General features: G+C 60.7%; 13 protein-coding genes and 1 pseudogene. 6 read left to right on the top strand and 8 right to left on the bottom strand.

All coding sequences use genetic code 11. The features are described 5' to 3' along the window. Window positions 1-149 precede the first annotated feature (149 nt). From LCM4577_RS07470 to LCM4577_RS07460, 3 genes are all read left to right on the top strand, one after another. Window positions 150-500: a response regulator gene (locus LCM4577_RS07470; RefSeq protein ID WP_157900450.1), complete on the top strand. Its 351-nt coding sequence runs from the start codon at window positions 150-152 to the stop codon at window positions 498-500. A 261-nt stretch (window positions 501-761) separates the two neighbouring features. After that, complete coding sequence (locus LCM4577_RS07465) at window positions 762-1,187, top strand: hypothetical protein (protein WP_071033130.1); 426 nt, start codon at window positions 762-764, stop codon at window positions 1,185-1,187. A gap of 154 nt (window positions 1,188-1,341) precedes the next feature. Beyond that, window positions 1,342-1,944, top strand: coding sequence for a diguanylate cyclase (locus LCM4577_RS07460; RefSeq protein ID WP_071070488.1), 603 nt, complete (start codon window positions 1,342-1,344; stop codon window positions 1,942-1,944). A gap of 48 nt (window positions 1,945-1,992) precedes the next feature. On the opposite strand, the gene LCM4577_RS07455 is transcribed toward LCM4577_RS07460, so the two are convergent. Next, on the bottom strand, window positions 1,993-3,753 hold the full coding sequence (locus LCM4577_RS07455) for a thiamine pyrophosphate-dependent enzyme (protein ID WP_071070486.1): 1,761 nt from the start codon (window positions 3,751-3,753) through the stop codon (window positions 1,993-1,995). 240 nt (window positions 3,754-3,993) lie between these two features. Between LCM4577_RS07455 and LCM4577_RS07450 the strand changes: the two genes are divergently transcribed. Next, window positions 3,994-4,257, top strand: a complete 264-nt coding sequence (locus LCM4577_RS07450) for a hypothetical protein (protein WP_040990480.1) — start codon at window positions 3,994-3,996, stop codon at window positions 4,255-4,257. A 266-nt stretch (window positions 4,258-4,523) separates the two neighbouring features. Here the strand turns inward: LCM4577_RS07450 and LCM4577_RS07445 are convergent, their stop codons facing one another. After that, window positions 4,524-5,084: a hypothetical protein gene (locus LCM4577_RS07445; protein WP_040990482.1), complete on the bottom strand. Its 561-nt coding sequence runs from the start codon at window positions 5,082-5,084 to the stop codon at window positions 4,524-4,526. An 18-nt stretch (window positions 5,085-5,102) separates the two neighbouring features. Then, window positions 5,103-5,831, bottom strand: coding sequence for a DUF4142 domain-containing protein (locus tag LCM4577_RS07440; RefSeq protein WP_071032553.1), 729 nt, complete (start codon window positions 5,829-5,831; stop codon window positions 5,103-5,105). Between the two features lie 167 nt (window positions 5,832-5,998). Here LCM4577_RS07440 and LCM4577_RS07435 point away from each other — a divergent pair, with 167 nt between their 5' ends. Together LCM4577_RS07435 and LCM4577_RS07430 are read left to right on the top strand one after the other, a co-directional pair. After that, a complete protein-coding gene (locus LCM4577_RS07435; protein WP_071032554.1) occupies window positions 5,999-6,646 on the top strand; it encodes a hypothetical protein in 648 nt (215 codons plus the stop codon). Between the two features lie 110 nt (window positions 6,647-6,756). Beyond that, a pseudogene (locus LCM4577_RS07430) lies at window positions 6,757-6,872 on the top strand (cysteine hydrolase); the annotation flags it as partial. Window positions 6,873-6,875: 3 nt separating this feature from the next. On the opposite strand, the gene LCM4577_RS07425 reads toward LCM4577_RS07430, so the two are convergent. The 5 genes from LCM4577_RS07425 to LCM4577_RS07405 form a co-directional block, all read right to left on the bottom strand. Continuing rightward, on the bottom strand, window positions 6,876-9,176 hold the full coding sequence (locus tag LCM4577_RS07425) for an FdhF/YdeP family oxidoreductase (protein WP_071070484.1): 2,301 nt from the start codon (window positions 9,174-9,176) through the stop codon (window positions 6,876-6,878). A gap of 212 nt (window positions 9,177-9,388) precedes the next feature. Continuing rightward, window positions 9,389-10,327 (bottom strand): alpha/beta fold hydrolase, encoded by a 939-nt coding sequence (locus LCM4577_RS07420; RefSeq protein WP_244508238.1) that lies wholly within the window; start codon window positions 10,325-10,327, stop codon window positions 9,389-9,391. Beyond that, the gene (locus tag LCM4577_RS07415) at window positions 10,324-10,497 is read right to left on the bottom strand and encodes a hypothetical protein (protein WP_083354652.1); all 174 of its coding nucleotides are present in this window, start codon (window positions 10,495-10,497) and stop codon (window positions 10,324-10,326) included. Before LCM4577_RS07415 ends, LCM4577_RS07420 begins: the two co-directional genes overlap by 4 nt. A 6-nt stretch (window positions 10,498-10,503) precedes the next feature. After that, the gene (locus LCM4577_RS07410) at window positions 10,504-11,652 is read right to left on the bottom strand and encodes an alanine racemase (protein ID WP_083354651.1); all 1,149 of its coding nucleotides are present in this window, start codon (window positions 11,650-11,652) and stop codon (window positions 10,504-10,506) included. Next, the gene (locus tag LCM4577_RS07405) at window positions 11,642-12,544 is read right to left on the bottom strand and encodes an alpha/beta fold hydrolase (RefSeq protein WP_071070483.1); all 903 of its coding nucleotides are present in this window, start codon (window positions 12,542-12,544) and stop codon (window positions 11,642-11,644) included. Before LCM4577_RS07405 ends, LCM4577_RS07410 begins: the two co-directional genes overlap by 11 nt. Between the last annotated feature and the right edge of the window lie 153 nt (window positions 12,545-12,697).

Genomic DNA, 12,697 nt, shown 5'->3' with positions numbered 1-12,697 from the left:
TCGACGCCGGAAGAATTAGACAAGCGTCAGCGGTCCTCAGCTCCGCCGAGGTCAGCCCTTTGCCTTCCGTCTCTGTGGAACTAGGGATCAGTCTTTTGTTTAGGCCGCAAGAAGCAATGAACGTTAAGGAAGCCGATATGAGGGCGCCCTTGGCGCTGGTCGTGGAGGACGAGTATCTGATCGCTTCGGACATGGCGAATGGATTGATGGACAGCGGGTTCGACGTCGCCTGCGTGGCCTCCGAACGAGCAGCCGAAACATGGCTGGCCGACCACAGGCCGGATTTGGCCATCATCGATATACAGCTGCTGGACGGCCAGCGCGGCATTGCCGCCGGCCGCCTTAAAGCGCTGAATGTGCCTTTTATCGTCCATTCGGGCTATGACCCTGAATTTCAGGCGCCCGCCTTTCACGACGCGCCGTATCTGCCGAAGCCGGCCGCGATCCAGGATCTGATCAAGCTTGCAAATCGAATGATCGAGAGTCGAGCTCGAGCCTGAGATTCAGTCGAATCTTCGAGCACGTCCTTGGTCCGACACGCCGCCGCTTCTCGCGACGGCGCCGCTCAATGCGCGGAATTCGGTCTTCCTACGGAACATTCGGGACGGCGGTCAGTTCAGTGCAGTGCAGGCTCCGCTGCTGGATGTCTGCCGAAGATCGGTGGGCAACACTGATCGGCCCGCGCTTTGGTCCCTCGGGCGCGGGCCCGCCGACCTCTCGCTATGACGAACCGGTCACGGAGGGATGGACGGGAGCTTGTCATGAAACACCAAACGCTCGACCAATTGCACGCAGTCGCTGATATCAATCCGTTGGTGCCGCTCGCCACGCGGACTGAAAAGATTGAGAGGTGGGCAGAACTGCTCGACAGCAATCCGTTGCGCTGTCTCGCTGCTCTCACCGGCACCGAATATCTTTATCCAGGGATGCGCGAAGAAGCACGGGCGGCAGGCTCCCCGCTCACGGTTGCCTTTGAGGACCCGCTGCTCAGGGCATCGGGCTTGCGATCCGATACATACGGAGAGGCCAGACGTTTCTTTGAGCTGTCCGATTGGCAGTTGCATGAAGTCGTCTGCAGCTGCCATGCCGGCGCAACCATGCAGGCAGGTTGGGCGGCGCAGCGCGTTCGCAGGATCATCACCGGCAATCGTCTACTTGGCTGGCTGAGAAGTCGCTTCACGCACTGACTGAGCGCGAGCCGTCGGCGGCACCTGGGCTCATTCGGCACCCATTGCGGGGCAAAGTTCGGCCCCGGCGGTGTTTTGCGCGAATGTGAGTTGGCATGAGGGATTTCATGGAGGACGTAGCAGCACGGACAGATCAGAGCTGGGGCACGGCTCGATGCTGAGCGATCCAATGGTGCTGATACTGATGTACTTCGTGTTGCCCGTCTGGTTGATCGCCGGCTTCGCCGATTGGCTCTGTCACCGCGCCACGCACATCGAAGCGACGACCGGCGCGAAGGAATCGCTGATCCATCTCCTGATGTTCGTCGAGGTAGGCATTCCTTTGCTCGCGGCGATGTTCTTGGAGATTAATGCCCTGATCATCGCCGTGATGATGATCGTCTTCGTCCTCCACGAGGCCACCGCCATATGGGACGTGCGTTACGCAACGACCGCGCGCACCGTAACTCCCATCGAACAGCACGTTCACAGCTTTCTGGAGATGATCCCGCTGATGGGCCTTGTCAGCGTGGTTTCATTGCACTGGGGCCAGTTCCTGGCACTGTTCGGGTTTGGGCCAGAGAAGGCTCGGTTTGACCTTGCCTGGAAGGAGCAGCAGCTGCCCGTGGGGTACATCGCAACGGTGATGACCGTGATTCTGCTGTTCGAACTCTTGCCTTATGTGGAAGAGTTTTTCAGAGGCCTGCGAGCCAATTCCGGCCGACTGGTCCCTCCCAAGGCCAGGCGAAACAAGGCAGGTGACACGGCAACGCGCTGAGGATGCCGCCGGTCCATTCGCGGAACGTTGCCAGCGTTCGCGGCAGCATCATCCCTCGGCCTCCATCATCGTCTTGGCCGGCTCCCGCGCGACGTTCTCCTCGATCCGCTCGCGCCCGGGGGTATCCGGCAGCGCCTTGCGGAAGTTCTTGGCATAATCGGGCGGCATCTTCGGCGGCATCATCGGCTCGTAGGCATCGACGAGCGCCTGGATGACGACCGGCCCATCGGCAGCGAAGGCTTGGTCGAGAACGCGCTCGACCTCGTCGGCCCGCTCGATGCTGAAACCTTTGCCGCCCATCGCCTCGGCCGCTTTGGCAAAATCGATCGGCTGCAATTCGCAGCCGAATTGCGGATTGCCGAGAAACATCATTTGCTCCCAGGCGATCTGGTTCAGCATGTTGTTCTTGATGACCAACAGCTTCAGCGGAATGCCGTAGCGCACGGCTGTCGAGAACTCACCGAGTTGCATGGCAAATCCGCCATCCCCCACAATTGCAGCGATCGGCCGGCCGGGAAACGCAATGCCGGCGGCTATCGCATAGCTCAGACCGCAGGCCATGGACGCAAGCGCGCCGGAGACACCGAACTCCTGCCCCTCGCGCAGGTCGACATGGCGTGCGGCAAGTTCCGTATTCTGCCCGGAGTCGGTAGCCAATATCGTGTTGTCGGCAAGCCGTTCGCCGAATGCGCGGGCGATCAGTTGTGGCTTGAGAGGATGCCCTTCGCCATCCTCTGACTGGCGCATCATCTCTCGCCACTCCTGCATGGCGGTTCGAGCCGCGGCGAGGAAGGCGCCGTCGGCCTTCGGCTTCAGCCTGCGGTTAAGTGCATGAAGCGTTTCCGCTGCATCGCCAACCAGCCCGGCTTCGACGGGGAACCGCAAACCGATACGCTGCGCGTCGCAATCTATCTGAACGCCGCGCGCCTGCCCCGGCTTCGGATAATATTCGATGTAGGGAAATGTCGAGCCGACAATGAGAACGGCGTCGCAGGTTTCCATTGCTTCCTGCGACGGCAAGGTCCCCAGGATGCCTATGCCGCCGGTAGTATAGGGATGGTCGTCTGGGAGTACCGCTTTACCTAGTAGCGCCTTGATGACCGGTGCCTGCAGCAGTCCTGCGGTTTCCTCCAGCTCGGCCGCGGCACCCATAGCGCCGCGGCCCGCCAGAATGGCCACGCGCTTGGCGCCGTTCAGGATGGCTGCCGCCTTGTCCAGTTCCTCGTCCTCGGCGACGCAATGGGGAACGAACATGTCTTGTGGCGTATGCGCCGGACGGTTGCGCTTTGAACGCTTGGCCGCGTCGGAAGGCTGCTCCTGGATGTCGCTGGCGATCGAAAGATGGGCGACGCCCTTGCGAGCGAGCGCGGTACGGCAGGCAAGGCTTGCGACGTTCTCCATATGCGCCGCGTCCGACACCTGCACGTTGTAGACGGCGACGTCGTTGAAGACACGGGTCAGGTCGACATCCTGCTGCGTGAATGTCTCGATGAGATCGTGGAACTGCATCCCGGTAATTGCGAGCACGGGAGCCTGATCGAGCTTGGCGTCGTAGAGCCCGGTCAGAAGGTGGGCACCGCCGGGGCCGGACGTGGCAAGGCATACGCCAAGCTTTCCGGTCCATTTGGCGTAGGCGCAGGCCATGAATGCAGCGGATTCCTCATGGCGCACTTGGACGAATGAAATTCTGTCCTGCTTTTTCCGCAGCGCCTCCATGATGCCGTTGATGCCGTCGCCGGGCAGGCCGAATATGACCTCGACGTTCCAGTCAATCAGAGTATCGACGAGAATTTCCGCTGCATTTGGCATGGGAAGGCTCCGCTGAATGCCCCCGAACCAGCAGATCAGCAGTTGGTTCCGTTAATGGTGCAATGCTGCGATCGGCGCTCTCGAGCCGCGACAGGCTCGCTTGAGCCTTGTCGTGGCCCGTTGGTGCCTGCAGCAAACGCCTTTGGCGGGACGCGGGAACGAGTGAGCCGGATATGGATTGAGTTTTATCCGCTGACGAGAGCGGCAGGAACAGAGATTCAGAGCCGAAAGGGGTTCATCATGAGCGAGCCGCTGAAAACCATAAACCACGAGGTGATCCGGGCGTGGATAGAAGCCCGCCAAGGCAGACCTGCGGTCGCGCGGACCGCGGCGAAGGGCGCGATGCTGCGTGTGGACTTCGGTGACCAGGAAGACGATCTGGAACCCATCGAATGGCAAGAGTTCTTCACCATATTGGACGACAACGGACTTGCCTTCGTGCATCAGGACATAACCGCGGAAGGCGTACCCAGCCGTTTCAACAAATTCGTCGAACGCGGTTGAGCGCGCCACCAGACGATCAAGCGAACGCACTCGATCGCCTGACACTCATTGGTTGCCTGGCATTTTGTTGCTGTCTTGCGGGCTCTTCTTTATGCCGGCCGCCGGGGACGTATCCTGCGGTGCGTTGCCACCCTGGTTCTGCTCGGGCGTTCGCTTGAGCGGGGCCGTGGGCCAACCTCGCTCGACGTAGATGAACGCCCCGTAGCACGCCAGCAGGACCACAACTGTCAGGATCAGGGGCCACAGCACTCGTTTCACGCCAACCCCTATTTGCTCTGCTGACGGTAATCTCTGGCCGCCTGGTCAAATCCCGTCCAGCCGTCAGCTTCGTATTCGCTCCGCCGTTCGGCGACATCCACGGACCTGGAGTCGTGAAGGATCGCTTGCGCCTGCGGGGCGAGCTCATCGTCGACGCGAGCGGTGACCAGCGTGCCGCCGCGGCGGAGGCCTTCAGCATAGACCTGGGCATCACGCTCCGAGACATCGGCGCCATCCGTCAGGCTGCCGATGATGCCGCCGGCCGCTCCACCGACGACCGCGCCGGCGACCGCGCCCGCGGCAGTCGCCGCGAGCCAGCCAGCCGCCACGACCGGACCGACGCCGGGTATTGCCATGGCGCCGAGACCAGTTGCCAAGCCACCGGCGCCGCCCACGACAGCGCCGATGCCAGCTCCACTGGCTGCATCTTCGGCCGCGGGGGAATGCCGGCCATCGGCGTTGCTTGCGACGATGCTGAGATCGGATGTCGGCACACCCATGGACTCGAGTTCGCCAACGGCATCGGCGGCATCGTCATAGTCGTCGAACAGCGCGGTGATCGTTTGCATTTTTTGCTCCTGTGATGATTACTGCTGACCGGCAAAGACGTTGCCCTGATAGTCGAGCGCGACGGAGATGCTCTCGCCATCCTTCTTCGCCTGACCGCGCCAGATCCCCTGGCCGTCCTTGGCGAGCGACGAGATGTCGCTATAACCGGCGTCTTGGATGCGGTTTTTTGCCTGAGACTCGGTGAAGCTGTTGGCGCCCGGAACCGGTGCGGGCGGTTTGGGTGTCGATGCCGACTTGACCGCCGGCATGCCTGCGTTCGCCGCCGCGATCTTGTCGATCATGTCCTGATGCATCTTCAGTGTCGGCAGGGTCTCAGCGGCGAACGCCTTTAGGCTGGGATTGTCGCCCTCCTTGGCATAGGACTGGAACAGATTGACTGCATCGGCATGCGCGCTGCGCTGCATCTCGACGTAAGGCTGGTCAAATCCTGTCGTGGTGTTCTGCAGCTTTTCAATGTCGCTTTTTTGCGTGGCATCGAGTTGAGCCGGCACTTGCAACTTCTGCTCGGCGGCGAGCTTTTTCAGCTTTTCATTCGCCGCGCTGTGATCGGCAATCATCTTTCCCGCAAAATCCTTGACCTGCTGCTCCTTCGCTCTTTCCTGCGCAAGCTTGCTCGAATCCACCTCGAACATCCCGCCGGCAGCGGCCTTGTTGACAAAGGTTTGCGCGTTCTCGGCGGCAGCTGCCGGAAGAGCCAGCGACACGATCGCCCAAGCCAGCGGTGCAAGAAGTGTCCGCGCTTTCATGATTCAAGCTCCTCTCTCGATGGACTGGAGCCGAACAACCGTTTCACGGCTTTGTTCCAATGGCAGCCGCTCGATTTCGGGCATCGGCTGTAGGGAGGAAGCGACGGCGCCGGCGTCGGCCGAGCCGCCGCATGGAACAAAGATGGCGGCGCACTATTCGACCTCAAATGTTCGAGACATTTGGATGGCTAGCGAGCAAGGCGAGCCTGATCTCCGCGTTTGCCAGCATAGGCATGCTCGTGATCTGGTCCGTCTATCTGCACGTTTTCTGGCGAAGTCACCGGCGACGAAGAACGCCCAAGCTCTTGATTAACTGGGGCGAGGGGCGGGAGCTATCGGCGCGATGCTTCGTAACCAACATGAGCGAAGGCGCAGTCTTTATTCAAAGCGTCATCGTCGATCTGGGAACGCCGCTCGGCCGCCATCGTATATTCATCTCAGACGCCGAAGATCTCAAGAATTCCAAGCGACCGTCTGGCTGGAAATACATGACGCGACAGGGCCCGCTTGGCGCCGGAAAAATCATCGATATGGGAAGCTTCTCCGGCATTCTGGGCTACGCGCTCCATGAAAGGACCGGCGACGTCAACCAGACCATCGGCGACGCGGACTTGAGCCGGAACATCCACCAGTTCGAAATTACGATCATTGGAATGTACGGTTCGGAGGATACTTTGATTGGAGCGTCACGCCGGTTTGAGATCGTCCAGCACCGCGGCCGGGCATGCTTGCGATCCGCGACCGTGGAGACACATCAAATAGTCTCATCCCGAGAGCGAAGACAGCTGGCCAGGGAACTTGCAGAGCACCTGTGAGTGGCAGGGCGGTAGCGAACCGGTTCGAACGACGATTCCGGCCGACGGAACGGGGTGCATGGCTGGACGTTACATCAGCACGATCCGGGAACCGAAGTGTCGAGCCGACCGCGCTTTGCAGCTCTTCCGACCCACGCACGACGCACTGATGCCTGTCTATCACCAGCCCTTCGCGCAACAGGTCGAGACCGTCGAGATGGAGACGGTTCTCTCTGCCTGGACCTGAACGTTACGCGACGATCCTCACCGGCACCGACTTCGCCGCCGGCACGTGTGCTTTGTGAGCCCGATGCCAGAGAGGTATTAAAGGGTTGAGTTCGGGATAATAGCCGGCGCAATTGCCGCTTGGGATGGAGTAGGGTGTAACCCGCAGACCTTCAACCCGCCGTTCGACGCCGTCATCGGCATGCGCCTCGAGAGCGACTTCCTGCCCCGCGCTAAGACCCATGCGGCGGATGTCCTCGTCGTTCATCAGCAGCACCATTCGCGTTCCCAGGATGCCGCGCAGCCTGTCGCGATAACCATAGACCGTCGTGTTGAACTGGTCGTTGGACCGCACGGTGATCAGGGTCAGCACATCCCTGCCGGAAACATCGATGTCCGGATCGGTTTCCAGCGTGGTGGGCAACTTGAAATTCGCCTTCTTGTTCGGCGTCTGCCAGACGCGCTTCGATGCCTTGATGTCGCGATGGAACCCGCCGGGCGTGAGAAAGCGCTTGTTGAAGTCCTTGAAATGCGCCGGGAAGCAGCGCTCGATCTCATCGCGGATGCGGGAATAGTCCGCGACCCAGTCGTCCCAAGGGATCGAGCTCTTGCCGGCGACAGTCGCCTTGGCGAGTTCGGCGACAATGCTCGGCTCCGACATGAGGTGCTCGCTCGGTTTTGGCCGGGACCCGAAGGAGCCATGGATGCAGGCGGTCGAATCTTCCATCGAGACCCATTGCGGTCCGCTGGCCTGAACGTCCTTCTCCAGCCGCGACAGGCATGGCAGCAGATATGTGACTTTCCCGGCGATCAGATGGCTGTGGTTGAGCTTGGTCGCGATCTCGACGTGCAGGTCCAGGTTCCGCCAGGCCTTCTCGACCAGTCCGGTTTCTGGCACGGCCCGCACGAAATTACCGCCGAGTCCGACGAAACCGTGAACCCGCCCGTCGATCACGCCTTCGCACGTCTCGACGGTATCGAGCCCTTTGTCCCGCGGCGGCTCGAAGCCGTAGAAGTCGCGGAATTTATCGAGCGGAACGAGCTCCGGCTTTTCGGAAATGCCGACCGTGCGCTGTCCCTGGACGTTGGAGTGTCCGCGCAACGGCGATATGCCGGCTCCGGGCTTGCCGATATTGCCGCGCATGAGCAGCAGATTGCATAGCATCTGCACGTTCTCTGTGCCGTGGCGATGCTGGGTGAGACCCATGCCGTAATTGCCGACAACCGCATTGGCCGAACTGTATATTTCAGCGACATGTTCGAGATCGGCTCGCGAGATGCCGGAACGTCGAACGATGTCTTCCCAATCGGTCGCGCGCAGATAGGCTTCGAACTCGGCAAAGCCGGATGTGTGCTCCTCGATGAAAGCGGTATCGAGGATACGTTTTGCGCCACGTTCCCGGGCCGCGTCGTCGAGCGCCATCACCGCCTTGGCTATTCCGGTCATGGCCGCAATATCCCCGCCAGCCCGGATCTGGAAGAAGTCGCTCGACATCTTCGTCCCCGGACCGGGCGACAGCATCTCGACTGGGTTCTGCGGGTTCTTGAACCTCACCAGGCCGCGCTCCCGCAGTGGATTGAAGGTGATCACCGGAACACCGCGCTGGCGAGCGTCCTCAATGGGATGCAACAGGCGTGGCGCGGTGACACCGGTATTGTGGCCAAAGAAGAACATCATGTCGGATTTGGCGAAGTCCTCCAATTGCACCGTGCCGACGGGAGAGCCGATCGATTCCGGCAGGCCAACAGACGTCGACTCGTGACACATGTTCGAGGAATCGGGCAGGTTCGAAGAGCCGTAGATGCGAGCGAAGAGCTGATACATGAACGAGGCCTCGAGCGAGGCGCGTCCGGACGTGTAGAAAACCACGGACTTCGGGTCGAGGTGCCTGAGCTGAGCGCCTATGTCGCCGAACGCGTCCGGCCAGGCTACAGGCTCGTATTTGTCGGTGGCGCGGTTATAGCGCATCGGCTCCGTCAGGCGTCCTTGTTTCTCAAGATCGTGATCCGGCCAGTCCAGGAGTTCGGTTAGCGTATGGGCGGCAAAGAAGGACGGCTCGCAGCGTCTGCTGGTCTGCTCCCACATGGTTGCCTTTGCGCCGTTCTCGCAGAACTCGAAAGGCCGCGGCTCGGCCGGCTTCGCCCATGAGCAGGAGACGCACATATAGCCGTCCGCCTTGTTCTGCTTGAGCAACGTGCTCCATATGTCGGATAGCAGCAGACCTTGATCCCGAGCTTTGCGGATCAGCGATTTAAGCGAGCCCCATCCGCCGGTCGGATGATTGTATTTCTTGATCTCGACGTGATCGGTAACGGCAGGTTGCATGGCGGTCGTCCAAAAGAGGAAGCAGAGGGAAAACTGCAGCGAGACGCAGTTGTTCCGCCTTGCCGTCAAACGTCCCCAAGCCTTGCGCTAAAGCGACGCCATGCCTGATAGCTCCGCCGTCGCGGCCTCGATCCTCGTCGCCTTGGGCTCGCGCTTGAACGCTTGAACGGATTTTTCCGGAGCGGCACCTTCACGCCGATGACACCTGGAAATCATGTTGCTGACTCCTGCCGGCGCCAGATATCGAGCACCGCGGCAACGATTGCTTCGGGTGCATCTTCCTGAACGAGGTGCTTCGCATTGGGGATGACCGTGAATGACGCGCTTGGAATGCGCCTTGCGAGTTCCTGCCCGTCCTTCAACGGGATGAACTCGTCTTCAGCACCCCACAGGATCGTCACAGGGCAGCGGATCTCGCTATAGCGCCATTCGACCTCTTCGCTATATTTGTCATCCATTTGAGTGATCTGGCGCCAGAATGCCTTTTGCCCCCCATCGCCGAGCCAGGGATCGAGATAGAGCCGCATTTCCCCCTCATCCAACCTGCGCTTGACAGCCGCACCGACATACGCGCGCAGTATGGCTTCGTGCACATAGGCAGGCAGTCGGGTGAACACATCTCGATGCGCCCTCGCCGCCTGCACCAGGGCTGAACCTTGCGGGCTGATCGCGACTGGGTCGATCAATACGAGGCTGCGGTAATTGATGCCGTCAAGCAGGTGAGCGCGCAGCGCCACCGAGCCACCGAAGTCATGCGCCACGATGTCCGACCGCTCGGCGCCCCAATGCTTCACAAGGGTCGCGAACAATCGGTTCTGGGCGCCATGTAGAACATCGGCCTCGGGCTTAGCCGAGCGCCCATAGCCGAGCATGTCGTAGTAGAAGACCCGCCGATGACGCGCGAGCCATGGTGCGATCCGCCGCCACTCGATCGAAGAGAAGGGCGAGCCATGCATGACCACCGCAGGCGGACCTTCGCCAATGACGCCCCACGCGATCGCGTTGCCTTCGAAGTCGAACTGCTCAGGCATCTGCCAATCCATGGCTTTTCTCCTAGTCGGTTTTTTCACCGGGATCGAAATGGTCGCCCTTTCCGGGTCGACCCGGCCTGCGATCACGAAAGGTAACGAGTGCAGGCAGCGCAGTTTCAAAAGAATGTCTCGACCGCTCCGACGACGTTGTAGTTTTCGTCAACCTCGTAGATCAGGCGCCATTTGTCGAAGGTCGTGCACGGATGTGATGGGCTCAGCGCAACCATGTCGCCGACTTTCAACCCGTGGCCGACCGGCACCTTAACGGTCGTATGCTGATCGTTGATCATCGCAATCTAGTAGGCGCCTGCATCGAGAAGCCGGGAGCAAACTCCTTCTTGTGCGGTCTTCAGGATCACCGGCGGTCCGGCGTCATGGCCGAAGTCCCGCTGACCCGCACCCAAGACAATTCGATCCAGTTCGGGAGTTGAAAGGACGTGACACCAAATCTCCAATGCCGGTTCGAAGGAGAGGTCGCTCATTCGTGCCATGTCGCTGCGTTGCTTCAGATCCTCGAACAGCCGTGCATACAGTCCTGAATCATGTGTTAGATAGCACCCGCTCCGGACCACGACCTGTAGTCGCTTGCTGAGTTCCAGATGGCGCGGCACGTCGGCAACCAGATCGTAAAAAGAACTGCCGCCCGCGCTGAGCATGATCTGATCGCAGGCGTTGAAGAGGCCTTCCGAGTCACAGGCCTGGATCATTTCGACGAGGGCATCAAGGAAGGAGGGTACGGCCGTTTGCCGTTCGTCCTTGGGTTTCGTTTGCAGCACACCCTCGTATCCCTCCAGCCCGACGAGCCATAGGTGAGGAGAACTCGCATGCGCCGCACGCGCGACATCCAAGGCTGCCTCCACTGTTCGAACGCCGCAGCGGCCGCCGGGAAATCCCCCTTCCACAAGGACCTGCAGCGGTCGGCGGGGTGAGATTTCCTCCGCGCTCCTGCGCAGCCGCTCGACGCCGTCGATCGAGTCGACGAGACAATAGAAATCGAAAGCAGGATCCCGGCCGAGCTCTTGGAGAACAAAGGCGATCTCCTGAGGCCCGACGAGTTCGTTCGCGTAAAAGATGCGCTCGAAGCCACGGCGCCGTGCGGCGCGGACCTGATGAAAGGTCGCAAGACTGATACCCCAGCAGCCGTCGGCAAGCTGCCGCTGGAACAATTGGGGGCTCATCGTTGTCTTGCCGTGAGGGCAAAGAACGATGTTGGGGGCAAAGGCTTGGAGAAAGCGAAGCATCCGCTTGCTGTTATGCTCAAGTGCTTTCTGGCCGAGAGTGCATACGGGAAGCGGAAGGTCGCCGCGCAGCAGATTCCAATTGGCTCGTGCAACGGATGAAAGGTCAGGCCCGTCGTAACCAGGGCCAGGCAACCCCTTCTCCAGGCCCGTCAGCCGCCCCGTCTGCTGCAAGCCGAATGCGGTTACCTCAGCCTCACCCGACATCGCTTGCCGCCGTGCCCGTCAACAATTGTCGAATGGCAGCCAAGACCTCATCGGGTGCCTCCCGCGGAATGAAATGCCCGACGCCCGGCAGGACGCGCCTCTCATACGAGCTAAGAAAGAATCGCTCTTTTCCCTCGGAGGTCTCCGGAAAATTGTCGGCGTCGTCGGCGCCTTGCAACATAACGGTGGGAACTCGGATGGGTGGATTTTCGAGCAGTCGCTTTTCGAGTTCCTCATGCTCTGGCGCGCCTGCGGCCTCACCCCAGCGCTGCAGATAGGCGTGAATGCTGATCGGCGCCCAGTCGCCATTCTCCCAGGATGAGGCCGTGGCCTCAAACTCCGCGTCGTCAAATGTCCAGCCGGGCGACCATGTCTGCCAGAGATAGCGGCAGAGGCGCCGCCTATCCTTGTCTATCGCCTCGCGACCCTGCTTGGTCGCCACCAGCCATTCGTACCAATAGGCCTTCGCCAGATCGTAGGACATGTCGCGGACGGGCTTTGAAGTGGCGTAGCCAGCGGACATCGCGAGGAGCGCCCGCACGCGCTCGGAAAACAGCGCGCCGACGACGTAGCCGGCTCGCGCACCCCAATCATAGCCCACCACGAAAACGTCGCGCAGATCGAGAGCATCGATGAAATCCGCCAAGTCCTGGCCCAGCGCTGCTATAGCGCCGCTTCTCAGAGTCTGCTCCGATCGGAAGGTCGTTGGGGTGGAGCCGCGCGAGTAAGGGGCGAGAATTCGACAATTGAGCTTGGCAAGCTCGGGCACGACCTTATCCCAGCAGCGCACATCGTCCGGCCAGCCATGGACCAAAACGATCGGGTCCCCCTGAGGATTACCCGCCTCTTCATAAGTGAGATTGAGATGCGGCGTTTTGATGTGTTTCGTCATGAGCGTGAAAACAATTCGTCCAGCACGAGTTTCAGAGCTTACTCGGTGGAGTGGCGGAGCACTGCGGCTACTTTGCCAGGCGGCCGTACGTCATCTTGGCCACGCGATTGACTTCGGAGTTCCTCAAATAACGGCCAGGGAAGGTGCCGGTTC

The sequence above is a fragment of the Mesorhizobium sp. LCM 4577 genome (genome assembly GCF_001854795.2).
Taxonomy (GTDB): domain Bacteria; phylum Pseudomonadota; class Alphaproteobacteria; order Rhizobiales; family Rhizobiaceae; genus Mesorhizobium; species Mesorhizobium plurifarium.
The sequence above is the reverse complement of the archived record's forward strand: the minus strand, read 5'-3'. Positions and strand labels throughout refer to the sequence as shown.

Bases quoted from the DNA above. Each gene is read 5' to 3' on its own strand.
- LCM4577_RS07460 (WP_071070488.1), top strand. From the start codon at position 1,342: ATGCTGAGCGATCCAATGGTGCTGATACTGATGTACTTCGTGTTGCCC.
- LCM4577_RS07435 (WP_071032554.1), top strand. From the start codon at position 5,999: ATGTTCGAGACATTTGGATGGCTAGCGAGCAAGGCGAGCCTGATCTCC.
- LCM4577_RS07410 (WP_083354651.1), bottom strand. From the start codon at position 11,652: ATGTCGGGTGAGGCTGAGGTAACCGCATTCGGCTTGCAGCAGACGGGG.
- LCM4577_RS07450 (WP_040990480.1), top strand. From the start codon at position 3,994: ATGAGCGAGCCGCTGAAAACCATAAACCACGAGGTGATCCGGGCGTGG.
- LCM4577_RS07465 (WP_071033130.1), top strand. From the start codon at position 762: ATGAAACACCAAACGCTCGACCAATTGCACGCAGTCGCTGATATCAAT.
- LCM4577_RS07425 (WP_071070484.1), bottom strand. From the start codon at position 9,176: ATGCAACCTGCCGTTACCGATCACGTCGAGATCAAGAAATACAATCAT.
- LCM4577_RS07445 (WP_040990482.1), bottom strand. From the start codon at position 5,084: ATGCAAACGATCACCGCGCTGTTCGACGACTATGACGATGCCGCCGAT.
- LCM4577_RS07455 (WP_071070486.1), bottom strand. From the start codon at position 3,753: ATGCCAAATGCAGCGGAAATTCTCGTCGATACTCTGATTGACTGGAAC.
- LCM4577_RS07405 (WP_071070483.1), bottom strand. From the start codon at position 12,544: ATGACGAAACACATCAAAACGCCGCATCTCAATCTCACTTATGAAGAG.
- LCM4577_RS07415 (WP_083354652.1), bottom strand. From the start codon at position 10,497: ATGATCAACGATCAGCATACGACCGTTAAGGTGCCGGTCGGCCACGGG.
- LCM4577_RS07440 (WP_071032553.1), bottom strand. From the start codon at position 5,831: ATGAAAGCGCGGACACTTCTTGCACCGCTGGCTTGGGCGATCGTGTCG.